Genomic DNA, 22,867 nt, shown 5'->3' with positions numbered 1-22,867 from the left:
GGGTGGCTCCAGTCCTTTCGGGCGGAGCTTCATGTGTTTTGTCCTGGCGCAATTGGTCTGGCGCGAGGGTCTTGCGCATGCTTGGTTGAAAAGTCGCGCCCACATTGACTCTTCAGTACAGCATGCTGCATACCCAATGCGGATGCGACTCACCAGTCGTGTTGCTTGTGTAAGCTGAATGGTGTGCGCATGCCCTCTGTGCCTCAGGGCTTCCACCCATCCAGCACTTTGTCGCGGGTGTAGTCGGCCAGCTGTGCTTCTATGAGCTGACGGCGCTTGGGGTTGATCACTGCGCCCGGCCCGCTGCTCTTGTATTCGAAGAAGCGTGAGTCTTCGGGGGTGAAGGTGACGCGTTCGCCGGCCTTGTTGGTGTTGCTCATCGAGTCCCAGCCGTCGGGGTTGATGTGATCGTCCATCCAGCATTCGATGAAGACCGCGCTGCCAATGGCTTGCGGGTCGCCATTTGGGTGCCATGGGCGACCTAGCGGGCTGCAGGCGACAGGGACTTGGGCGTTTTCACGCAGCAGCTTGCAGCGCTTGAAAACAAAGCCGTATCTCTTGTTGATGGAGGTGCTGGGGGCGGTGACGAAGCCGACCTTGCTGGTGACGCGGCCGGCGGGGCGGGTGATGAGTTCGCATTCTTCGAACCAGGCCTGGCCGCCACCGAAGATGAAGTCGACATTGCCGCTGATCTGGCAGCGCTCGAAGTGGGCTCGGCCGACGTAGGGACACAGCGTGTCTTGATAGCCGCTGAGCTTCACGTTGCGGAAGCTGGCGCGGTCGGACTGGCCGCCGATGTAAACGGCAAGTGCCTGCGAGCCCCGGATATAGGCAGGGTTGGACGGGTCGAGTGCGGCGTTGGCCAGATAGTCGAAGCTGTTTTCGATCGTCAGGTTTTCAGCGCTGAAGTCCGTGGTTCGGATGGTCAGCGTGGCGCTGCCGTCGGTGCCCCACAGGCCGCCCGCGGGTTTCATCTGGCCGGCATAGGCATTGAAGCTGATGATGGTCTGCTCGCGGTCTTCGCCGATCAGGTGGATGCCGGATTTGGTGAGGGTGAGTTTTTCGACGTAGCGTCCCTTGCGCAGTTTGATCTGCCAGTCGCCACCGAAAACCGGGGCTGCATCGAGTGCTTCCTGCACGGTTTTGTAGGTGGGCGTGCCATTGACGAGATTGCCAGGCTTGCCGTTGAAGCTGGCGTCGACGACGGCATCCGGGCCGGTGCGGAGTTTGGCCGGGCTGCCAGCGCAGGCGCCGAGTGAAAGGGCGGCCAGCGTGAGGCCGCTGTGGGCGAGGAATTTGCGGCGGGTGAGCGGCATGTGAGCAGGCTCCGGGCGGGATGAAAAACGCGAGGATAGCGCTGTTTGCGGCAGGGCGGAATCTGGATTGTTTTCGGTCTCATGCACGGCATGCCATACAGCCGCACCGAGCGGACTTGTGCAGACAGGCTGCTTGCAGAGGGCCGCCGGATGGCGCTGTGCGGCAATGAGGGCTGAAGAAGTCCGCGCGCTGCGGCTCTTCAGGCCGCTATATCGAGCAAGGCGCCGGTTTGGCTGGGCTCGTTGCGCGTGTAGGCAGCGGCTTGTTCACGGCTGAGGGCGAGGCGTGCATCGGCGCCCATGCGGTCGGCCATGGCGGCGACGGAACGGTCTTGCGCAGAAGGGTCGACTGGTGCCAGCGCGGCGCGGCGGATGCTGGCGGCTTTGAGCAGGGTTTCGGTGGGGGTGTTGGCGGGGCTGGCGCCGATGCTGACTTCGCCACCCACGGCATAGCGTTTGCCATCGGGCCCTGTGGTGTAGGTGAAACTGGCGCCGCTGACGGCCAGGCCTTGCGCGGCAGCAATATGGGCGGCTTCGTGGGCGCGCACCTTGCGGTCGCTAGCCGCGAGGGCGGCAATCGTGCGTTCGTCGGCTTTTTGCTGGGCGACGGATTTTTCCTTGCCGGAGACCTCAGACGAGGCGCTGGCGCGCGCGCTGTCCTGCGCGGGAGTGGATGCGTAGCTGGAACTGGCACTGGCGGATGACACGCTGGAGATCATGCCGACCCCCTCGAAAATACCTATTTCAGCCTAGGCCAGATCTGCCCTGCAAGACAGGGCGCAGCGGGCCTTCAGGCGGTCGGGGTATCTTCAGCGGCCGGTGGCAGCGGACGGGCGGGCAGGTGTTGGAGAAACCAGTCAGAGGCTTCGCGGGTAATGGATTCGAGGGCGCCGGGTTCGATGAAGCCGGCGCTGGCATTGCTGATCTCGTGCCATTGCTTGTTGCCGCTCAGGTGTGCGTAGGCCTGCTGGCTGGGTTTGAGCAAGTCGCGTGCTTCGCCGGGTACTTGCAGCAGGATCGGTACGGACAGGCGGCGCAGCGGATCGGCACCAGCCAGATCGGCCCGGCCGGCGCGGCTGACCAGCGCGCTGACGCGATGCGGTTCGCGCACCAGATGGCGGATGCTGGCGGCGACCACAGTGCCGGTGGCCTGCAGACCCAGTGGCATGTCGCTCAGGCCCGCCTGCTGGTCGATCCAGGTGAGCAGCGCGTTCAGGCGGTTGCCGAGCAGGGACACGTCATAGCGCACGTCGGGGTCGCGGCTCTCTTCGTAGGGCGTCAGCATGCTGACCAGCAGCGTGCCATAGCCTGCCTCGTGCAGGATGCCGGAGGCGTAATTGTCGCGTGAGCCGCGCAGGTGGCCGATGTAGGGTGCGGCGCAGATGATCAGGCCACGCACGTCCGGCGCGAAGGTGAGCAAGGCGTCCAGCCAGGCGCGCTCGGCCTGGATGCGGATGTCGGTGTGGCGCAGGTGCATCGGTTTCATGGGTTTACAGACAATTGGATCGGTATGCGGCGGTTGCCGAATTTGCCTGCCTGCGCAGCGAAGTGGCCAGCCAGCGGCGTGCTGCAGTCCGGACAAAGGCCTTCAGGCGTGAGGCGATATTTGAGGATTGCATAGCCATCGCGTTCGATCAAGGGTGTGGCGCAGTGCGCACAGTGGGTGATGGCGCCAGCGGGGTCCTGCACGTTGCCGGTGTATACGTGCTGCAGGCCTTCGCTGCGGGCGATGTGGCGAGCGCGCTGTACGGTGGCGAGCGGTGTGGCCGGGCGGTCGGTGAGCTTGTAGTCGGGGTGGAAGGCGGTGAAGTGCAGGGGTACATCCGGCCCCAGTTCGCGCGCGATCCATTGGCTCATGGCGGTGATTTCGGCATCGCTGTCATTGGCGCCGGGAATCAGCAGCGTGGTGATCTCCAGCCAGGTCCGGCTTTCGTGTTTCAGCCACACCAGGGTATCGAGGACCGGGGCCAGATGGGCGCCACAGAGCTTGACGTAAAACTCGTCGCTGAAGCCTTTCAGGTCGACATTGGCTGCGTCCATTACGGCGAAAAACTCGCGGCGCGGTTCGGCGTGAATGTAGCCCGCCGTCACCGCGACGGTGCGTACATTCTCGACATGGCATTCCACGGCGATGTCGATGGCGTACTCGGCGAAAATCACCGGGTCGTTGTAGGTGAAGGCGACGCTGGTGGCGCCGACATTGCGCGCGGCACGGGCAATCGCCAGCGGCGAGGCGGCGTCCATCAGCCGATCCATGTCGCGGGACTTGGAGATGTCCCAGTTCTGGCAGAACTTGCAGGCCAGATTGCAGCCGGCGGTGCCGAAGGACAGGATGCTGCTGCCCGGATAGAAGTGGTTCAGCGGTTTTTTCTCGATGGGATCAATGCAGAAGCCGGAGCTGCGGCCATAGGTATTCAGCACCATCGCGTCGCCGACGCGTTCGCGTACGAAGCAGGCGCCGCGCTGGCCCTCATGCAGGTGGCAGTCGCGCGGGCACAGGTCGCACTGGATGCGACCGTCCGGGAGCGTGTGCCACCAGCGGGCCGGATGGTTCATGGTTCTTCCTTGAATTTCTGCACCTGATAGCGACCCAGCTGCATGTCCGAAGGCCACAAGGCGACAGGCAGACCGGCTTTCTGCAGCAGGTGGGCGATGAATTCCTGGGGGTCGGGCAATTGCTCCCATACCTGCGGCAGGAAGGTGGCGCGGCGTGAGCCGCTGATGAGGATGACGCCGTCTTCGAAGGGCACGATCTGGCGCAGGCAGTCTTCTTCGGTTGGGCAGTGGGTGAAGGTGGCCGGGCCGAGTACCGAGACTTCGATGGCAATCTCGGGCCATTCAGCGGCTTTCACCGGAGGAAAGCGCGGGTCGCGGAAGGCGGCTGCCAGCGCGTTTTCACGAACATCCGCGCCCAGTGTCTGGACGGGCGCAAGGTGACCGATGCAGCCACGCAACTGGCCTTGGCGGGTCAGGGTGACAAAGCTTGCGCCGGGGTTGTGCAAGGCGGGATGATCAGGTACAGAGGGGACGGGCAGACTGAGCTGTGCGGCAATGGCGGCGCGAGCGTGGGCGAGGAGCAGGGGGCCGGGGAGTTGGGCAAGCTCGGCGCGATCAGGCATGAGCGGATTCCTCGTCAGTGCGTATTGTGTAGTGAGGGGACGAAGCTGACGGCCGCGTAGCCGACGACACGCGAGCGATCACCGGCGGTGTCGCCCGAATTGCGCAAATCCAGCAGGCGCGGTGAGAGCTTGTGACGGCTTGCCGCCAGCAGCAGGGCGTTGATGCCGGTGGCGCCACAGGCCTGCTCGTGCGTCAGCGGAGGCTCCAGCGCCAGTACCTGATCGATGCTGGCCCGGTCATCGCGCTGCGCGATTGCGTAGGGATTGAAGTGCGACAGGTCGGAGCTAACCAGAATCAGGGTCTCCGGCCCGCCCCACAGGGCGTCGAGCAGATTTGCAGTGGTGTTGGCGTCGATCATGCCAAGCGTTAACGGCAGGATGCGGAAATGATCCAGTACGGTCTGCAGGAAAGGCAGTTGCACTTCCAGCGCGTGCTCCTGTGCGTGGGCACGGTCTTCGAAAATCACGCCGGGATGTTGCGCGATGGCGAATACCGCTTCGCTGTCGATTTCAACCAGTCCCAGCGGGGTCGCAAAGGCGGCGCAACTGGGCAGCGCGATGCCCTGAAAACCGACGCGATGACTGGGGCCGAGCAGGATTACGCGGCGGATCACGTCGCGCAGGGGTTCCAGTAGTGCGTAGGCGCTGGCAGCAACCGGGCCGGAGTAAATGTAGCCGGCATGCGGCACAATCAGTGCCTTGGGCGCGGGCTGATGGCCGGCAGGTGTGGCGTGGGCCAGCAGGTTCTGCACCTGGGCGGCGAGCGTATGTGCATCGGCCGGGTAAAAAACACCGGCGACCGCAGCGGGACGGATGGGTTGGCTGGCCATGATGACTCCAGAGAGGCAACTATCCTGATTATAGGTAGCGATGTCGGACCCATCCCCCCTTGCGCTGCCCGGCAGTCGGCATGGCGATGTTAAACTTCAGGTGAAAACTTGGTTAGACAACAACAGGATATCGGTAGTGATCAGGCAAAGAACCCTCAAGGCAGTGGTGAAGGCGACCGGAATTGGTCTGCACGGCGGGCGCCGCGTGGAAATGATCCTGCGCCCGGCTGCGCCCGATACCGGCATCGTGTTCCGCCGCGTGGATCTGGATCCGCCGGTGGAGTTGCCTTGCGATCCGTACGCCGTGGTTGATACGCGCATGTGTTCAGGCCTGCAAAAGGACGGCGCCAAGATCGGTACCGTGGAGCATCTGATGTCGGCCTTGTCCGGGCTGGGCGTGGATAACTGCTATGTGGATGTCGATGCACCGGAAATTCCGATTTTCGATGGCAGCGCCGCGCCCTTTGTGTTCCTGCTGCAGTCCGTAGGTTTCGAAGTGCAGAACGCGCCCAAGCGTTTTCTGCGCGTGAAGAAGGCCGTCGAATATGTCGAGGGCGACAAGTACGTGCGCCTGCTGCCTTACGACGGATTCAAGCTCAGTTTTGCGATTCACTTCAACCATCCGGCCATCGACAATACCGCGACCGACATCACCGTTGATTTCGCCTCCCAGCAGTATGCCCGGGACGTGGCGCGCGCCCGCACCTTCGGTTTCGTGCAGGATCTTGAAGTGCTGATCGGTATGGGGCTGGCGCAGGGCGGCAGTCTGGATAACGCCATCGTGCTGGATGAATACAAGGTGCTGAACGCCGACGGCCTGCGCTACGACGATGAGTTCGTGAAGCACAAGATCCTCGATGCGATTGGTGATCTGTATCTGTGCGGCCATCCGCTGCTGGCCCATTACGTTGCCAACAAGGCCGGCCATGCGCTGAACAACCAGATCCTGCGCGTGTTGCTGGAAGACAAGGACGCCTGGGAGATCGTTACCTTCGAAGACGATGCCGTGCTGCCCGAAACCCTGCGCGGCCAGCTCACCATTCAAATGGCCTTCGCCTGATGCTGATCCTGCGCGCAATCGGCCTCTTGCTGCTGCTGGCGATAGCGCTGTGCGTGGGGCTGGGCATCCTCTCGCGCCAGAAGCATTACTTCACCTGGGCCTGGAATTTGTTCCGCTATGGTGTGGTGGTGGCGCTGGTCTTCATGGCGCTGTTCATTCTCGAACGGCTGATTGCGCCAATTCTGTAAAAAGTGCTGAGCTGCCCGCCTGCGGCGGAGTGCTGAGCAATGAGGACTGAGTGCTGAGTGGGCTCGTTTGCAGAGGTGCGCCTAGTAAGCATCTTCGGGAGGGTGTGTTGCAGAACCAATGCGCGAGCTAATCTTCGGATTGGTATGCTGAAGAGGCTTACTAGGCGCGGCTCCCGGAATATGCTGCCCGCGCACTCAGCACTCAGCACTCAGCACTCAGCACTCAGCACTCAGCACTCAGCACTCAGCACTCAGCACTCAGCACTCAGCACTTATTTTTTCGCACTTCTTTCCACGATGCGCTTCAGCGCCTTGGCCAGCGGATCATCCGCTTCGAGTCCTTCACTCAGATGGAGCAAGGCCTCCCGGCCGCCTTCGCCAATCGGGCGGACTTTCACTTCGTCGGCCTCCGCCTTGCCCAGAAAGGGATTGACGCGAACCTTTACCGTGATCGACTGAACCGGTTCGCCTGCCGCCTGCAGATTGGCCTTCAGCGTTTGCAGGCCGAGTTTGAGGCGCGTAGCCATTACGGGTGAGGTGGCGTGCAGGATCAACTCTCCATCCAGCAAATTGGCGACTTGCGCCGCGCCGCGCGAGGACGCAGGCAGGGCTGCATCCAGCTTGCGTTGCAGACGGATCAGGCGATTCGCGTGGTCCTGCAGGCGGGAGAGAACTTCCGACTGGCGGAATAGTTTGTTGATAGGGCTTGTGGCCATGGAAAGAAGCCCAACATGAGCAGAAGTTCAGGAGGAGAGCGGGTTTGCCTTAACGCAAGCCTGCAAGCATGAATGGGGTCGGGTCCGCATCGTTAGCGGGCTTGTGGGTGGGCTGCATGTTAGAATGCCCGTTTTGCCGCTTTTTCTCAATAAATACAAAATGATCCAAGGCCTGCTCAAGAAAGTGTTCGGTAGCCGCAATGATCGGCTAGTCCGCCAGTACATGCAGAAAGTGCGTGCCATTAACGCCTTGGAGCCGCAGATTCAGGCTCTGAGTGATGAGCAGTTGCTCGGCAAGACGGCTGAATTCAAAGCCCGTCTGGCTCAGGGCGAGGCGCTTGACGCCTTGCTGCCCGAGGCCTTTGCGGTGGTGCGCGAAGCCGGCGTGCGCGTGCATGGCATGCGTCACTTCGACATGCAGATGGTCGGCGGCATGGTGCTGCATAACGGCAAGATCGCCGAAATGCGCACCGGTGAGGGCAAGACCCTGACCGCGACCCTGCCCGTGTATCTGAATGCACTGACCGGCAAGGGCGTGCATGTGGTGACGGTGAATGATTATCTGGCTCGCCGCGATGCCGAGTGGATGGGGCGCATCTATCGCTTCCTTGGCATGAGCGTGGGAGTGATCTATTCGCAGCAGCCGCAGGAAGAAAAGCTCGCGGCCTACGCCAGCGACATCACCTACGGTACCAACAACGAATACGGCTTCGACTACCTGCGTGACAACATGGTGTATGAGGTTCCGCAACGTGCCCAGCGCGGTCTGAACTTTGCCATCGTCGATGAAGTGGATTCGATCCTGATTGATGAAGCGCGCACGCCGCTGATCATTTCTGGCCAGGCTGAAGATCACACCGAGCTCTACGTCAAGATTAACGCCGTCGCACCGCTGCTCACCGAGCAGAAGGGTGAGGGCACCGAGCAGGATCCGGTTACCGTGCCGGGCGACTACACGGTCGATCTGAAGCAGCATCAGGTGCTGCTGACCGAGCAGGGTTACGATCACGCCGAAGAAATTCTCGTGCGTCTGGGTTTGTTGACCGAAGGCGCCAGCCTGTACGAGCCGGGCAACATCCTGCTGATTCACCACCTGTACGCAGCGCTGCGCGCGCACTCGCTGTTCCACAAGGATCAGCAGTATGTGGTGCAGAACAATGAAGTGGTGATCGTCGATGAATTCACCGGCCGTCTGATGGTGGGGCGCCGCTGGTCCGACGGCCTGCATCAGGCGGTGGAAGCCAAGGAAGGCGTGAAGATAAATTCCGAGAACCAGACCCTGGCCTCGATCACCTTCCAGAACTTCTTCCGCATGTACGGCAAGCTCGCCGGCATGACCGGTACGGCGGATACCGAAGCCTTCGAGTTTCACTCGATTTACGGGCTGGAAACCGTGGTGGTTCCGACCCATCGGGACATGATCCGGATCGACATGAATGATCTGGTCTATCGCACCGCAAATGAAAAGCACGCAGCGATCATTGCCGACATCAAGGATTGTCATCTGCGCGGCCAGCCCGTGCTGGTCGGCACCACTTCGATTGAAAATTCCGAGTTGCTGTCCGACTTGCTGAACCGTGAGAAGCTGCCGCACAACGTGCTCAATGCCAAACAGCATGCGCGCGAAGCGGAGATCGTGGCCGAGGCCGGTCGTCCTGGCGTGATCACGATTGCGACCAATATGGCCGGCCGTGGTACCGACATTGTGCTGGGCGGCAACATCGACAAGCAGACCGCGCAGATCAAGGAAGATCCCGCGCTGAGCGATAGCGAGAAAGCCTACAAGGTCACCAAGCTGCGCAACGAATGGCAGAGTGTGCATGAGCAGGTGCTGGCTGCAGGTGGTCTGAAGATCATAGGCACGGAGCGCCACGAATCCCGCCGGATCGACAACCAGTTGCGCGGCCGTTCCGGTCGTCAGGGCGACGCCGGCGCCAGCCGCTTCTACCTGTCGCTGGAAGATCCGCTGATGAAGATCTTTGGTGGCGAGCGTCTGAACGCGATCATGGTGCGTCTGAAGATGCCCGAGGGCGAGCCGATCGAAGCCGCCATGGTCAATCGTTCGCTCGAATCCGCTCAGCGCAAGGTTGAACAACGCAACTTCGACATGCGCAAGCAACTGCTTGAGTATGACGATGTGGCCAACGATCAGCGTCGCGTGATCTACCACCAGCGGAATGAATTGCTGGAAGCTACCGACATCGCCGAGACCATCACCTCGATGCGTCAAAGCGTTATCGTCGAACTCTTCCGTGTTTATGTGCCGGCGGAATCGGTTGAAGAGCAGTGGAAACTGGCGGGCTTCGAGACGGCACTCAAGGCTGAATACGGTCTGGAAATTCCGGTCGCTGAGTGGGCGAAAAAAGAGACTAGCCTCTCTGATGACGATCTGCTCAAGCGCGTGCTTGAAGTCGCCGATCAGGCTTACGTCGACAAGGTCAAAAACGTGAACCCGGAAGCTTGGGCCGGTTTCGAGCGCAACGTCATGCTCAATAGCCTCGACCAGCACTGGCGCGAGCATCTGTCTGCGCTTGATCACTTGCGCCAAGGCATCCATTTGCGTGGCTACGCCCAGAAAGATCCGAAACAGGAATACAAGCGCGAAGCTTTCCAGCTTTTTGAATCCCTGCTGGATCAGGTGCGCAGCGAAGTCGTGCGTCTGCTCATGACCGTGCAGATCCGTTCCGAAGAGCAGATCGAAGAAGCCGCCGAAGTGCGTCCGGGCGTCAGCAATGTGCAATACCAGCACGCAGATTACGAAGAGGCGTTGGCGACCGCCGCAACGGCCGAGAAAAAGCCGATGCCGTTTGAAAATACCGGGTTGCGGGTTGGCCGCAATGATCCATGTCCCTGTGGATCCGGCAAGAAATACAAACAATGCCACGGGGCATTGGCATAAAACTACTGCGCGTCCCGATCTCGAAGCTCCGGTGCTCAACGTACTAATCGTACGTATCTGCTCCTCGCTTCGACCTCGGGCCGCTCGCTACGTTTTCTGCCAACGCCCGGTTTGGGCTTTGTTGAAAAACAAAAAGCTGGGCTTTGAGCCTGGTTTTTTGAGTCGGGCTGAAGTTGGAACCGGATTTTGGCCAGTCTCAAATTTGAGACAAATGCAGTAACAAGAAGTTGAAATTATTCGATATCGCAGCACCCCTCTTTTTTAAAAGGAACACAACATGAAAATCGCACTGATCAGTGAAAACAGCCAGGCCGCCAAGAACGGCGTTATCGAAACCGCGCTGCGCACCGTTGCCGAGCCGCTGGGCCACCAAGTGTTCAACTACGGCATGTACTCCGCCGAAGACGCTTGCTCGCTCACCTACGTGATGAACGGCATCCTGGCTGGCATCCTGTTGAATTCCAAGGCTGCTGACTTCGTCGTCACCGGCTGTGGCACGGGCATGGGCGCCATGCTGGCTTGCAACTCGATGCCGGGCGTGTTCTGCGGTCTCGTGGTCGATCCGACCGATGCCTTCCTGTTCGGCCAGATCAATGACGGCAACGCCATCTCCATGGCCTACGCCAAGGGTTTCGGTTGGGCTGCCGAACTGAACCTGCAAGATGTGTATCGCAAGCTGTTCGACGGCGAGCGCGGTCTGGGTTATCCGAAAGAGCGCGCCGCCATCATGGCCAAGAACCGCGGCATCCTGAAGGATGTCAAGGCTGCCGCCACCAAGGACATCGTGAGCGCTCTGAAGGCCATCGATCAGGACCTCGTGAAGGCCGCCATTGCTGGCGACAAGTTCCAGGAATATTTCTTCGCCAACAGCCAGGACGAAGCTATCACCGCCTACGTCAAGGGCGTGCTGGCTGCCTGATTGTCATAGGCAGAAACAAAAAAGCCGACCTTTCGAGGTCGGCTTTTTTGTGGGCGAAAATTTCAGGGGGCTTGCTCAAGAGCCGCTTCCAATAAGCCTCTGCAAGACACCATACTGAAGACGCCCGCGCAGAGCGGCTTTGCAGCATGCTTGCGTTTTAGCGTGCCTTCTTGCGCCGGTTGCGCGCCCATTCCTGCATCTCGTCCAGCGTGTAAAAACTCCAGGCCACCGCGCGGCTGATTTTCTGACCTTGGGCCATGTCCAGGGTGCGCATGTTGCGGGCGCCGACGCGTTCGATCTCGGCGTAGATCATCGGCAGGTTGTCGAGTTTGGACACCAGCGTGCTGAACCACAGGCATTGGTGCGCGAGCGGGCGGCTCTGGCGGATCATCTGGCGGATGAATTCGACTTCGCCACCTTCGCACCACAACTCGTGGCTTTGCCCTTCGAAATTGAGCAGCGGCTTTTCGGTGACGGCCTTGCCGATGTTGCGCAGCTTGCGTTGCGAGCCAGCGGCGGATTCTTCGGCCGAGGCGTGGAAGGGCGGGTTGCACAGGGTGAAGTCGAAGTATTCGCTGGCGCGCACGGCGGTCTGCAGGATGTCTTCGGGATAGGCATGTGAGTAGGTTTCAAGGCCACCGGCAAGGCAGGCGTTGTCGGCGAAAATCTTCTCGGCATTCTTGACGGCAACCGGATCGATCTCGGTGCCGACGAATTGCCAGCCGTAGATGGCGCGGCCGAGCATGGGGTAGATGGCGTTGGCGCCGACGCCGACATCGAGGCCGCGTACCGTGTCACCCAGCGGAATCTCGCCGCCATTGCTCTCGGCGAGCAGGTCGGCAATGTTGTGCAGATAGTCGGCGCGGCCGGGGATCGGCGGGCACAGGTAACCGGGTGGAATGTCCCAGTGCTTGATGCCGTAAAAATGGGCGAGCAAGGCGCTGTTGAGCATCTTTACCGAGGCCGGATCGGCAAAGTCGATGGACGCATCGCCATAGGCGTTGGTCAGCACGAAGGCGGCGAGAGCCGGGTGGCTGGCGATCAGCGCGGGGAAGTCGTAGCGCTCCCGGTGCAGATTGCGCGGGTGCAGGCCGTTTTTGACGGTGGGAAAGCTCTTATTCTGGGACATGGTGCAGGCAGGGACAGGGCTGAAATGTTTGGGGCGCACCTTAACAGAAAAGGCTTGCTGCTGCCCCGCAGGCGCGGCGTGAACGTCTCCGGAGGAGCAGGGGCTGGGTATCTGTTTCCGCAGGCATGCTCAAGAGCCGCACTGGACAAGCGTCCCGGCGATGCATGCTTGCAGACCCGCTTCCGGTAAGTGTCTTCAGATAGGTATCGTGAAAAATATTGACTGGCGCGGATCTCCGGCCATACTTCCCCAGTCCCCAGTCCCCCAGTCCCCAGTCTTCAACCCAGTTTCGATCCTTCCGGGTTCGCCGGATATTTACGTGCGTTCATGGCGATCTTGTCTTGTACGGCGGCGTCCAGATCAATGCCGAGCACCATGGCCAGACGCGTGAGGTAGAGGAAGACGTCGGCGACTTCCTGACGCACGTGCTCGGCCTTGTCGCTTGTCATGATGGCTTCCGCCTGCGAGTCGGTGAGCCACTGGAAGATTTCAACCAGTTCGCCCACTTCGCCGGTTAACGCCAGCAACAGGTTGCGCGGAGTGTGGAAGCGATCCCAATCGCGCGCATGGGCGAATTCGGCCAGAGCTTCTTCCAGCGCGGCGGTATGGAGTAGGCGTGTGGTTTCAGAAGGTATAGCCAACTTGCACCTCCACGGGGTCGAGCTTGTTCAGCAGCTTTAGCAGCGGGCGCAGTTCGCGGTAGCGCTGGCAGGCGCTACGCAGGTAGTGCATGACCAGCGGCATGTCCTTGAGGTAGGCCTCCTTGCCGTCGCGGTGGCACAGGCGGGCGAAGATGCCGAGCACTTTGATGTGGCGCTGGGCACCCATGAATTCGTAGTCGCGGTGGAAATCGTTGAAATCGGCGCGCACCGGCAGGCCAAGCTGGCGGCCGATTTCCCAGTAGCGCACGAGCCAGTCCAGGCTCTGGGCTTCTTCCCAATGGATGTAGGCGTCCTTGAACAGCGAGGCCAGATCATAGGTGATCGGGCCGTAAACGGCATCTTGAAAGTCGAGCACGCCTGGGTTGGGACTGGATGTCATCAGGTTGCGACTGTGGAAATCGCGGTGCACGAAAACCTGCGGCTCGGCCAGATTCACGGCGATGATGGCCTCGAAAACCTGTAGCAGTTCGGCCGTCTCGGCATCCGACAAAGTAATGCCCTTGTGGCGAGCGATGTACCACTCAGGGAACAGCATCATCTCGCGCAGCAGCAGGGCGCGGTCGTATTCAGGCAACACGCCGGGGCGGCTGGCCTGCTGGATGGCCGCGAGGGCGCCGAGCGCGTCGGCATACAGCGCGTTGGCGTTGTCGGGTGTCAGGGCAGCGAGATAGGTCGTGGAGCCAAGGTCGGAGAGGAGCAGGAAGCCTTGCTCCAGATCCTGCGCGAAGACTTCGGGCACATGCGCGCCTGCAGCGCGGAACAACTCGCCGACATGCAGGTAGGGGCGGCAATCTTCATGACTTGGCGGCGCATCCATGATGATGCGGGTGCTGCCGTCGGCAAAGCTGGCGCGGAAATAGCGCCGGAAACTGGCGTCGGCGGAGGCTGGAGCGAGGGTAAAAGGGCTGCCGGGCAGGGTTTTTTCTAGCCAAGTGTGAATTAGTTGCTGACGATGCAAGGCGTGCTCCGGTTCTGGGTTAGGGTCTGTTGACATACATTCGGCGGATCGCGTTGAAGCGTATGGCTTGTGGAACAAGGCGTGTGACGCCGTGTGGAGTGGTCCTCCACACAAGGAGCGCAACGCAGTGCCACGAGCCATACGCTTCAACCCGCAGGGCTCGGGCGCTTTGAGCACGGAACTGTGTTGCAGCTTCTTGTCAGGGGACCACCCTGACTTCGGCGCTGCGCCTTGTTCCGCGCCCAAAGCACCACGAGCGCGACCGGCGAATGTATATCAACAGACCCTACGTGCTCATGTAAAATGCCCGGCAATCTTACCAAACCCGGCCGGCACATCCATGCCGCCGTTCCTCGATTTACTCAGCAAGGCGCTCATGAACCGAACCTGTCGCTTGCGTCATACCTTACCCGGCTGGAGTTCCCGCCCGCGTCTGTTGGTTCTGGCCGTGTTGGCGGCCTTGCCGGGTGCGCTTCTGGCGCAGACCGTGGCGCCTGTGCCGGGCACCGGTCAAAGCCGGCCGGCAGTGCAGCCTGCCAAACCACGTTCAGCTGCGGCAATCAAGGCGGCCGAAGTCTTGCTGCCACTAGCGAATCCAGCGACGCCGCGCGATCCGCGTGCCACCCAGATCGAAGCCGGGCGCATAGATGGGCGCGATCAGGTCGAGATGACCGCTGTGGGTAATGTGCGTCTGGAGCGGGGCAATATGGTGTTGACCAGTGACCGCCTCTATTACGATCAGGTCGCGAATGAAGTGCAGGCGAAGGGTAACGTCAGGTTGGAGCGTGGCGCTGATCTGATCGAAGGTCCGAGCGCGCACATGAATCTGGATACATGGTTCGGCGAGTTCGAGTCGCCCAGTTATCAGTTGCAACGTGAGCGGCACGTGAGCGTGGATTCTCGGCCCACATCCGGTCGTCCTGCAAGACCGTTGACGCAACTGATCTCCGGATCCGGCAATGCCGATTTGCTGAATCTGGAGGGCGAGAATCACTACCGTCTTACCAATTCCACCTATACGACTTGTCCGGCGCCGGATCCTTCCTGGTACTTGCGCATGAGCGATCTGGAGCTGGATTTTGATCGCGACAAAGGCGAGGCTACGCATAGTCGTCTGATATTCAAAGGCGTGCCAATTGCCTATATGCCCTGGGCTGAATTCCCGCTTAATGGTGGGCGGCAGTCGGGGTTTTTACCTATGACTCTTGGCGCAACCAATAGCACGGGCTTTGATGCAACCGTACCGTACTATTTCAATATTGCTCCGAACTATGATGCCACCGTGGCGCCACGCTGGATGAGCGAGCGGGGCCTGCAAGTCGGCGGAGAGACTCGTTATCTCACACCATTAAGTAGTGGCACCTTGCGTGGTGAGTATTTGAACGAAGATAAGGTGACGCAGACATCGCGATCCCTTTATTCGTGGAAGCATAACCAGAATTTTGGGTATGGCTTGAGCGGCGCCGTTGATGCTGCGCAGGTGTCGGATAAAACTTATTTTTCTGACCTGAGCTCGAAGATAGCCTCTACTTCTCAGTCTTCCCTGAATCAGCAGGCTAATCTGAACTACAACAGCGGGACATGGCTTTCCGGGGGACTTCTCGTGCAACGCTATCAAGTTTTGCAGCCGGAAAATGGCGTGCCTTATAACCGCATGCCGCAGTTTACGGCGCTGGCAAAACAAACTGATTTTCACGGCATGTCCATGTTGATGCCCGTTGAATATACGGATTTTGCTCATCCGACTGCGGTTGAGGGCAGGCGCATGGCGATGAATCCGCAGATAGCCTACCCGTTGCAGAATTCGGCGTTCTATCTGACGCCGAAAGTTGGTGCGCATCTTAGCCGTTACGAAATCGACGGGCGGGATGGCTCCGGGAGTTCGACCATTGGCAGAAGCGTTCCGACCGTATCTCTGGATTCCGGGGTGGTCTTCGAGCGCAATACGACATCCGGGGACAAGGACCAGACTCAGACTCTCGAGCCACGCTTGTATTACGTGCATACACCCTATCGCGATCAGAGCGATATTCCGGTGTTTGACTCCGGGCTGGCGGATTTTAATTTCGCACAGATTTTTTCGGAAAATCGTTACTCGGGGCAGGATCGGATTGCGGACGCCAATCAGCTGACTGCCGGGCTGCAGTCGCGCATGATTGAAAACTCTTCCGGTGAGGAATGGCTGCGCGTGGCGCTGGCCCAGCGTTATTACTTTGCGGAGCAGCGCGTGACGCTCCCCGGAGAGACTCCGCGTTCCGGACGGTTTGCGAATATGCTGGGTGCCGTATCCGGACGGATACGTCGCGATTTGTGGACGGACAATGCCGTGCAGTACGATCCGCGAGTTGGCTTGTGGCAGCGTGCGACGACATCCCTGCGTTATCAGCCGGATTTTTCCAAGACAGCCTCAATCAGTTATCGTTATGTGCGTGATCCGAGTCCTGGTGTTGCCGGCTCCCGCGATCTGGATGTCTCGGCACAGTGGCCTTTATGGGGCAATTGGTATGGTGTCGGGCGTTACAATCTGAACATGCGTGACCATCGATTGACCGAGGCAATTGGCGGACTGGAGTACAAGGGTGATTGCTGGGTGGTGCGTGGTGTGTGGCAGACCTTGTTGACGACCGCCCAGTCGAATGGCCAGACGCGGAATAACTCGGTGTTTTTGCAGCTCGAGTTCAATGGGCTGGCTTCGCTGGGTTCCAATCCGGTCAGTCTGCTCAAGCGCAGCGTGACCGGTTATGGCAAGATCAACGAGCCCGGAGTAGGCGATCCGATGTTCGGTGATGCCACTCAACCCTGATTCACTTATGTTTTACGAGACTATGCCTGTTGCAATCATGATGAAAAGCCTGACCCGTGGCCTGCTGGCCTTCTTGCTGTTGTCGGCTGTTGCGCATGCAGCTGAACTTGATCGTGTTGTTGCCGTGGTGAATGACGAGGTTATTACCGCGTCAGAGCTCAGATCGCGGATTGCGCAGGCTGAACGTCAGCTTGCGACACAGGGAACCCAGGCGCCGGCAGCCAGCTTGTTGCGTCGTCAGGTACTGGACCGGATGGTGCTGGATCGCGTCCAGCTGCAGACGGCCAAATTGCGCGGTGTCACGGTGGATGATGTTGCTCTGGATCGTGCGATCGGACGGATTGCCGAGCAGAACAAATTACCGGTCGCTGATTTGCCCAAGGCTGTGGCGACCGAGGGTTACACATGGGAGCAGTTCCGCAGCAATATTCGCAATGAAATCATGATGTCACGCCTGCGTGAGCGCGAAGTCGATGCGCGCATCACGGTCAGTCAGGGTGAAGTTGATGCGCTGCTGGCTGCTGGCGCGACGGCGCCCAAGGCACGTGAATATCTGCTTTCCCACATTCTGTTGCGTGCGCCGGAAGGGGCAACACCCGAACAGTTGAATGCCTTGAATCTGCGCGCTGACGATGTTCAGCGCCTGATTCGTCAGGGCGATGATTTTGCCAAGTTGGCGGCGACGTATTCCGCTTCGCAGGATGCCCTGCAGGGCGGCTCGCTGGATTGGCGTCCGCTAGAACGGGTTCCTTCGATTTTCGCCGAAGGCTTACCGGGCATGCGCAAGGGCGAGGTCAGCAAGACACTGCGCAGTGCGGCCGGCCTGCATATCTTCAAGCTGATCGATATGCGCGATGCAGTTGAAAGCAAGGTCGAAATTGAACAGACGCATGCGCGCCATATTCTGGTGCGCACCAGCGCGGCAAGCGATGCGACCAAGGAGCGTCGTCGTCTTGACGATATTGCTGCCCGGATTCGTGGTGGTGTGGATTTTGCCGAAATGGCGCGTGTGCACTCCTCCGACATCACCGCAGCCAAGGGCGGTGAACTGGGCTGGTTGTCGCCCGGGGATACCGTGCCGGAATTTGAGCGTGCGATGAATGCCCTCAAGCCGGGTGAGATCAGTGCTGCGGTCGAGACTCCGTTTGGCTGGCACTTGATCCAGGTGCTGGAGCGCAAGAAAGTGGATGTCACTGCCGACCGTCGCAAGATGGAGGCGCGTCAGGCTTTGCGCGAACGCAAGATGGACGAGGCCTATGAGGACTGGTTGCGCCAGATGCGCGACTCGGCCTGGGTGGAAATCAAGCCCGAGTAAGGTGGGCCCCATGCTTCCTGTGCTGGCAATCACCTCTGGCGAACCGGCCGGGATCGGCCCCGAGCTGTGTGCTGCGCTGGCCTTGCGCCCGCTGACGGCGCGGATCGTGTTGATCGGTGATCGTGAGCTGCTGGCAGCGCGTGCGCAGCAGATCGGTCAGCCCCTCAGCCTGCGCGATTACCAGGCCGGGCAAGTACCTGAGGCGGGCGTGCTCGAAGTCCTGCACGTCCCCTTGGGTGCCGCCGCAGTGGCCGGGCGACTAGATACCGCCAATGCCGGCTACGTACTGCGTACGCTGGATGCAGCGATTGATGGCTGTCTGAGCGGCGAGTTTTCAGCCATGGTCACTGCTCCGGTGCAGAAAAGCATCATCAATGAAGCCGGCATCCCCTTTACCGGCCATACCGAATATCTGGCTGAACGCACGCACACGCCGCAAGTCGTGATGATGCTAGCCGGGCAATACGGCAACGACAATCCGCGCGCCTGGTTGCGGGTGGCGCTGGCCACGACACATCTGGCTTTGCAGGACGTGCCTGCCGCGATTACACCGGATTCGCTGGCGCGCACGCTGCGCATTCTGCATGCCGATCTGCGCGACAAGTTTGGTTTCGCCGTGCCGCGCATTCTGGTGGCCGGCCTCAATCCGCATGCGGGCGAGGGCGGGCACATGGGCCGCGAGGAAATCGAGATTATTGAGCCCGTGCTGACCAAGTTGCGCGCCGAGGGCATGCAGCTGATCGGCCCGCTGCCGGCCGATACTTTGTTCACTCCGCATCAGCTGGCGCGCGGTGACGCGGTGTTGGCGATGTATCACGATCAGGGCCTGCCTGTGCTCAAGTTCGCCACCTTTGGCGGCGGCATCAACGTCACACTGGGTTTGCCGATCATTCGCACTTCGGTCGATCACGGTACTGCGCTGGATCTGGCGGGCACGGGTCGTGCTGATGCTGGCAGCCTGCATGCTGCGGTGGATTGTGCGCTGGCCATGCTCGCTCCTTAAACCTGAAGGATTTCTGTGATTGTGAAGTTGTTTCCGAGAAGTGTTTTTCTGTTGCTGCCCTTGTCGCTGGTGGCGTGTGGCCTGCTGGGCAGCAAGTCTGAACCCGAGCCTGTCAAACCGCAGCCTGTTGTGATCGTTCAGCCTCTGCCAGTGCTCAAGCCCCGGCCGAAAATTGCCTTGGCGCTGGGCGGTGGTGCCGCGCGCGGTTTCGCGCATATCGGCGTGATCAAGGCGCTGGAAACCAATGGCATCGTGCCTGACATCATCGTCGGTACCAGCGCCGGTTCGGTCGTTGGCGCGCTGTACGCAGCGGGTGGCGATGCGTTTGCCTTGCAGAAGCTGGCCTTTGCCCTCGATGAAAGTGCCCTCACCGACTGGGCGGTATTTGATCGTGGCTTCCTCAAGGGCGAGGCGCTGGAAAAATTCATCAATCAGCAGGTCGGCGGCAAGCCGATCGAGGGCCTCAAACGCAAGTTTGCGGTGGTCGCCACCGATCTGGCTGACGGCCAGCAGGCTGTGTTTGTATCGGGTAATGTTGGTATGGCGGTGCGCGCCTCTTCCGCCATTCCCGCCGTGTTTTCGCCGGTGACAATTCGCGGCAGGGAGTATGTGGATGGTGGGCTGGTCAGCCCGATTCCGGTGCGCGCCGCGCGTCAGCTCGGTGCCGATATCGTGATTGCCGTGGACATCAGCAGCCGCCCGTCCGGCAAACGCAATCAGGGCAGCATTGATCTGATGCTCGACACCATGACGATCATGGGCACGACCATCGGCGCCTACGAGCTGCGCGATGCGGATATCGTCATTCATCCCGAAACCAATGGCCTGCCGGCCGCCAATTTTCAGCAGCGCCACGAGGCGATCCTGCGCGGCGAGCAAGCCGGTTTTGCCGCCATCCCCCGCATCCGCGAAAAAATCGCGGCGCGCCAATAAGGAATCCAGCCATGCACCAGGGACATATCGCCCGCAAGCGCTTCGGCCAGAATTTCCTGACTGACAAGGCCGTCATTTACCAGATCATCAGTGCGATTGCACCCAAGCCCGGCGAGAATATCGTCGAGATCGGGCCGGGGCTGGGCGCCCTGACCGTGCCGCTGCAGGCGGCTTGCGGGCATCTTCAAGTGGTCGAGATTGACCGCGATCTGATTGCGCGCCTGAAGGAAACCTGGTCGCCGGCGCAAATCACGATCAACGAGGGCGACGCGCTCAAGTTCGATTTCGGCAGTCTGCCTGCGCCGCTGCGTGTGGTGGGTAATCTGCCTTACAACATCTCGACGCCGCTCTTGTTTCATCTGGCCAGTTTTTCCGGGCATGTGCAGGACATGACCTTCATGCTGCAGAAAGAGGTCGTCGATCGAATGGTCGCCGAGCCGGATAGCGCGGAATACGGGCGCCTGTCAGTGATGTTGCAATACCGTTTCAACATGGTGAGTCTGTTCGATGTGCCACCGACAGCTTTCAAACCAGCGCCCAAAGTTACGTCCGCGATTGTGTCCATGCAGCCCAAAGCGGCCAGCGAATGTGCCTGCCGCGATGAAGCCTTGTTCGCAAAAGTTGTTACGGCAGCTTTCGGCCAGCGTCGCAAAACCTTGCGCAACACCTTGCGCGATTACGTCAGCGACGCGGATTTTGTTGCGCTGGAAATCAACCCGCAAGCACGCGGTGAAACATTGAGCCTGCAGGATTACGTGCATATCGCCGACTATCTGGCCGGGCGCAAAGCGCTGGTTTGAGGTTTTGAAGAGCCTTGTCTGAAGAGCCGCTCCGGGCGGGTCTCTTCAGGCATGCAGGCTGAAGAGTGAAGCGCAGTCCGGTTGTACGGGCTGCTCACGAATTTATATAGGAGAATGATCCATGGCAAAGGCAATGATTCTGGCGGCGGGGCAGGGCACCCGCGTGCGTCCCCTGACCAAGGACATCCCGAAACCGATGATTCCGATCCTTGGCAAGCCCGTGCTCGAATACATCATCGAACATCTGGCCCGCCACGGCGTGAAGGAGATCATGATCAACGTGGCCTTCATGCACCGCAAGATCGAGGAATATTTCGGCGACGGGCACCGTTGGGGCGTGGAGATCGGCTACTCCTACGAAGGCGCTTACGAGCACGGCGACATCCTGCCCAAGCCCATCGGCTCGGCCGGCGGCATGAAGCACATTCAGGACAATTCCGGCTTCTTTGACCAGACCACGCTGGTGCTGTGCGGCGATGCGATCATCGATCTGGATATTGGTGCAGCGCTGCACGAGCACAAGCATAAGGGCGCGATTGCCAGCGTCGTGGCGCTGGACGTGCCGCTGTCTGAAGTGAAGAACTACGGCATCGTCGTGTCTGACGAGAATGGCAAGATCATTTCCTTCCAGGAAAAACCCAGTCCTGAAGAGGCCAAGAGCACTTTGGCCTCGACCGGCATCTACATCTTTGAACCCGCTGCGCTGGAGTTGGTGCCTTCCGGCAAGGTGTATGACATCGGTAGTGAGCTGTTCCCGCTGCTGGTCGCAAAGGGCTTGCCCTTCTACGCCCAGAACCGCTTCTTCAACTGGATCGACATCGGCCGGGTTACTGATTACTGGACCGTGTTGCAACGTGTATTGCGCGGTGAGATAGCGCAGATGGACATGCCCGGCAAGGAAGTGAAACCGGGCGTCTGGGTCGGCCTGAATACCCGCATCGACTGGGACAAAGTGCACGTCGAAGGCCCGGTGTATATCGGCTCCAGCGTGCGCATTGAAGAAGGTGCAACCATCATCGGCCCGAGCTGGATCGGCCACGGCTGCCATGTGCGCAAGAGCGCGACGGTGGTGCGCAGCGTGCTGTTCGAATACACCCGCGTCGGCGCCGGTATGACCTTCGCCGAGATGGTCGTGTCGCCGCGCTATTGCGTGGACCGCACCGGCCATACTGCTTATGTGGGTGACGACAGCTGCGCCCTGCGTTGGGGTGATGCGCGCGGGCGATGAGCAATTGCGTCCATCCCTTCGCCACCCTGACGCCCGATGGCGTGCTGAATGCCATTGATGCGACCGGGCTGGTCACCGATGGGCGCCTGCTCACCTTGAACAGCTACGAGAACCGCGTGTATCAGGCCGGGCTGGACGAAGGCCCTTTTATCGTGGCCAAGTTCTACCGGCCGGAGCGCTGGAGTGATGCCGCGATCCGCGAGGAGCACGCTTTCACCCTGGAGCTGGCCGAGCAGGAAATTCCCGCCGTGCCGCCAATGCGCCTTGCCGCAGGCGACACTTTGGCGCAGGTCGGCGGTTTTCGTGTCGCGGTGTTCGAGCGGCGCGGCGGTCGCACGCCGGAGCTGGAAGACGCCAGCGTGCTCGAATGGCTGGGACGCTTCATCGGGCGCATTCACGCCGTGGGCGGCACGCAGACATTCGCGCACCGGCTGACTCTCGATCTACCCACCTACGGCACGCTGCCGGGCGAATTCGTGCAGACCTGCACCTACTTGCCGGAAGACTTGCGTGACGCCTATCGTGAAGCCCTGCAGGCCGCGCTGGCTGGCGTAGCGGAGAGTTTCGAGCGAGCTGGTGTACTGCGTCAGATTCGCCTGCACGGTGATTGTCATCCGGGTAACGTTTTCTGGACCGAGCAAGGTCCGCACTTCGTTGACTTCGACGACAGCTGCATGGGCCCGGCGGTGCAGGATCTGTGGATGCTGCTCAGCGGCGAGCGCCGTGACATGACGCGCCAGCTCTGCGATTTGCTCGCCGGTTATGAAGATTTTGCGGAATTCAATCCGCGTGAGGTGCAGGCCATCGAGGCGCTACGCACCCTGCGCCTGATTCACTACGCGGCCTGGCTCGCGCGGCGCTGGACGGATCCGGCTTTTCCGGCCGCCTTTCCGTGGTTCAACACGCGCAGCTGGTGGGAAGAACATATTGGTAACCTGCGCGATCAAGTGCCGCGCATGGCTGAAAAATGGCATTTTTGAAACAAGGAA

21 protein-coding genes are annotated in these 22,867 nt (G+C 60.4%); 11 read left to right on the top strand and 10 right to left on the bottom strand.

Features of this window, described 5'->3' with window-relative positions; all coding sequences use genetic code 11:
- Positions 1 to 203: 203 nt before the first annotated feature.
- The 6 genes from ABXR19_RS01045 to amrB form a co-directional block, all read right to left on the bottom strand.
- Entirely contained in the window at positions 204 to 1,316 is a 1,113-nt protein-coding gene (locus tag ABXR19_RS01045) for a pectinesterase family protein (protein WP_354599214.1), read from the bottom strand.
- Between the two features lie 200 nt (positions 1,317 to 1,516).
- Positions 1,517 to 2,035 (bottom strand): putative metalloprotease CJM1_0395 family protein, encoded by a 519-nt coding sequence (locus ABXR19_RS01040; RefSeq protein ID WP_354599213.1) that lies wholly within the window; start codon positions 2,033 to 2,035, stop codon positions 1,517 to 1,519.
- A gap of 71 nt (positions 2,036 to 2,106) precedes the next feature.
- A complete protein-coding gene (locus ABXR19_RS01035; protein ID WP_354599212.1) occupies positions 2,107 to 2,802 on the bottom strand; it encodes an alpha/beta hydrolase in 696 nt (231 codons plus the stop codon).
- Positions 2,799 to 3,872 carry an AmmeMemoRadiSam system radical SAM enzyme gene (gene amrS / locus ABXR19_RS01030; protein ID WP_354599211.1) on the bottom strand — a complete coding sequence of 358 codons (1,074 nt, stop codon included), beginning with the start codon at positions 3,870 to 3,872 and terminating at the stop codon, positions 2,799 to 2,801. Before amrS ends, ABXR19_RS01035 begins: the two co-directional genes overlap by 4 nt.
- Positions 3,869 to 4,435, bottom strand: coding sequence for an AmmeMemoRadiSam system protein A (gene amrA / locus ABXR19_RS01025; RefSeq protein ID WP_354599210.1), 567 nt, complete (start codon positions 4,433 to 4,435; stop codon positions 3,869 to 3,871). The genes amrS and amrA overlap by 4 nt, the downstream gene beginning before the upstream one ends.
- A gap of 14 nt (positions 4,436 to 4,449) precedes the next feature.
- Entirely contained in the window at positions 4,450 to 5,265 is an 816-nt protein-coding gene (gene amrB / locus ABXR19_RS01020) for an AmmeMemoRadiSam system protein B (RefSeq protein ID WP_354599209.1), read from the bottom strand.
- Between the two features lie 136 nt (positions 5,266 to 5,401).
- On the opposite strand from amrB, the gene lpxC reads away from it, so the two are divergent.
- A complete protein-coding gene (gene lpxC / locus ABXR19_RS01015; protein WP_354599208.1) occupies positions 5,402 to 6,325 on the top strand; it encodes a UDP-3-O-acyl-N-acetylglucosamine deacetylase in 924 nt (307 codons plus the stop codon).
- Complete coding sequence (locus ABXR19_RS01010; RefSeq protein ID WP_354599207.1) at positions 6,325 to 6,513, top strand: hypothetical protein; 189 nt, start codon at positions 6,325 to 6,327, stop codon at positions 6,511 to 6,513. The genes lpxC and ABXR19_RS01010 overlap by 1 nt, the downstream gene beginning before the upstream one ends.
- A gap of 272 nt (positions 6,514 to 6,785) precedes the next feature.
- Here the strand turns inward: ABXR19_RS01010 and ABXR19_RS01005 are convergent, their stop codons facing one another.
- Positions 6,786 to 7,229: a DciA family protein gene (locus ABXR19_RS01005; RefSeq protein ID WP_354599206.1), complete on the bottom strand. Its 444-nt coding sequence runs from the start codon at positions 7,227 to 7,229 to the stop codon at positions 6,786 to 6,788.
- Positions 7,230 to 7,389: 160 nt separating this feature from the next.
- On the opposite strand from ABXR19_RS01005, the gene secA reads away from it, so the two are divergent.
- Together secA and ABXR19_RS00995 are read left to right on the top strand one after the other, a co-directional pair.
- A complete protein-coding gene (gene secA, locus ABXR19_RS01000; protein WP_354599205.1) occupies positions 7,390 to 10,128 on the top strand; it encodes a preprotein translocase subunit SecA in 2,739 nt (912 codons plus the stop codon).
- A 277-nt stretch (positions 10,129 to 10,405) separates the two neighbouring features.
- Positions 10,406 to 11,047, top strand: a complete 642-nt coding sequence (locus ABXR19_RS00995) for an RpiB/LacA/LacB family sugar-phosphate isomerase (RefSeq protein ID WP_354599204.1) — start codon at positions 10,406 to 10,408, stop codon at positions 11,045 to 11,047.
- Between the two features lie 157 nt (positions 11,048 to 11,204).
- Here the strand turns inward: ABXR19_RS00995 and rlmF are convergent, their stop codons facing one another.
- The 3 genes from rlmF to ABXR19_RS00980 form a co-directional block, all read right to left on the bottom strand.
- On the bottom strand, positions 11,205 to 12,176 hold the full coding sequence (rlmF, locus tag ABXR19_RS00990; protein ID WP_354599203.1) for a 23S rRNA (adenine(1618)-N(6))-methyltransferase RlmF: 972 nt from the start codon (positions 12,174 to 12,176) through the stop codon (positions 11,205 to 11,207).
- Between the two features lie 278 nt (positions 12,177 to 12,454).
- Positions 12,455 to 12,817: a nucleotide pyrophosphohydrolase gene (locus ABXR19_RS00985; RefSeq protein ID WP_354599202.1), complete on the bottom strand. Its 363-nt coding sequence runs from the start codon at positions 12,815 to 12,817 to the stop codon at positions 12,455 to 12,457.
- Positions 12,801 to 13,832, bottom strand: coding sequence for an aminoglycoside phosphotransferase family protein (locus ABXR19_RS00980; protein WP_435594289.1), 1,032 nt, complete (start codon positions 13,830 to 13,832; stop codon positions 12,801 to 12,803). The genes ABXR19_RS00985 and ABXR19_RS00980 overlap by 17 nt, the downstream gene beginning before the upstream one ends.
- A gap of 304 nt (positions 13,833 to 14,136) precedes the next feature.
- Here ABXR19_RS00980 and ABXR19_RS00975 point away from each other — a divergent pair, with 304 nt between their 5' ends.
- The 7 genes from ABXR19_RS00975 (at position 14,137) to ABXR19_RS00945 (ending at position 22,858) form a co-directional block, all read left to right on the top strand.
- The gene (locus tag ABXR19_RS00975) at positions 14,137 to 16,599 is read left to right on the top strand and encodes an LPS-assembly protein LptD (protein WP_354599200.1); all 2,463 of its coding nucleotides are present in this window, start codon (positions 14,137 to 14,139) and stop codon (positions 16,597 to 16,599) included.
- A 37-nt stretch (positions 16,600 to 16,636) separates the two neighbouring features.
- A complete protein-coding gene (locus ABXR19_RS00970; RefSeq protein ID WP_354599199.1) occupies positions 16,637 to 17,914 on the top strand; it encodes a peptidylprolyl isomerase in 1,278 nt (425 codons plus the stop codon).
- Between the two features lie 10 nt (positions 17,915 to 17,924).
- Positions 17,925 to 18,917 (top strand): 4-hydroxythreonine-4-phosphate dehydrogenase PdxA, encoded by a 993-nt coding sequence (pdxA, locus tag ABXR19_RS00965; protein ID WP_354599198.1) that lies wholly within the window; start codon positions 17,925 to 17,927, stop codon positions 18,915 to 18,917.
- A 15-nt stretch (positions 18,918 to 18,932) separates the two neighbouring features.
- Positions 18,933 to 19,850 (top strand): patatin-like phospholipase family protein, encoded by a 918-nt coding sequence (locus tag ABXR19_RS00960; protein ID WP_354599197.1) that lies wholly within the window; start codon positions 18,933 to 18,935, stop codon positions 19,848 to 19,850.
- 11 nt (positions 19,851 to 19,861) lie between these two features.
- Positions 19,862 to 20,650 (top strand): 16S rRNA (adenine(1518)-N(6)/adenine(1519)-N(6))-dimethyltransferase RsmA, encoded by a 789-nt coding sequence (rsmA, locus tag ABXR19_RS00955; RefSeq protein ID WP_354599196.1) that lies wholly within the window; start codon positions 19,862 to 19,864, stop codon positions 20,648 to 20,650.
- Between the two features lie 121 nt (positions 20,651 to 20,771).
- Positions 20,772 to 21,878: a nucleotidyltransferase family protein gene (locus tag ABXR19_RS00950; protein WP_354599195.1), complete on the top strand. Its 1,107-nt coding sequence runs from the start codon at positions 20,772 to 20,774 to the stop codon at positions 21,876 to 21,878.
- A complete protein-coding gene (locus ABXR19_RS00945; protein WP_354599194.1) occupies positions 21,875 to 22,858 on the top strand; it encodes a serine/threonine protein kinase in 984 nt (327 codons plus the stop codon). The genes ABXR19_RS00950 and ABXR19_RS00945 overlap by 4 nt, the downstream gene beginning before the upstream one ends.
- The last annotated feature ends 9 nt before the right edge of the window (positions 22,859 to 22,867 follow it).

The sequence above is a fragment of the Uliginosibacterium flavum genome, from assembly GCF_040566545.1.
In the GTDB taxonomy this organism is placed as follows: domain Bacteria; phylum Pseudomonadota; class Gammaproteobacteria; order Burkholderiales; family Rhodocyclaceae; genus Uliginosibacterium; species Uliginosibacterium flavum.
Note: the sequence above shows the minus strand (reverse complement) of the source record. Positions and strands in the feature narration are given on the sequence as shown.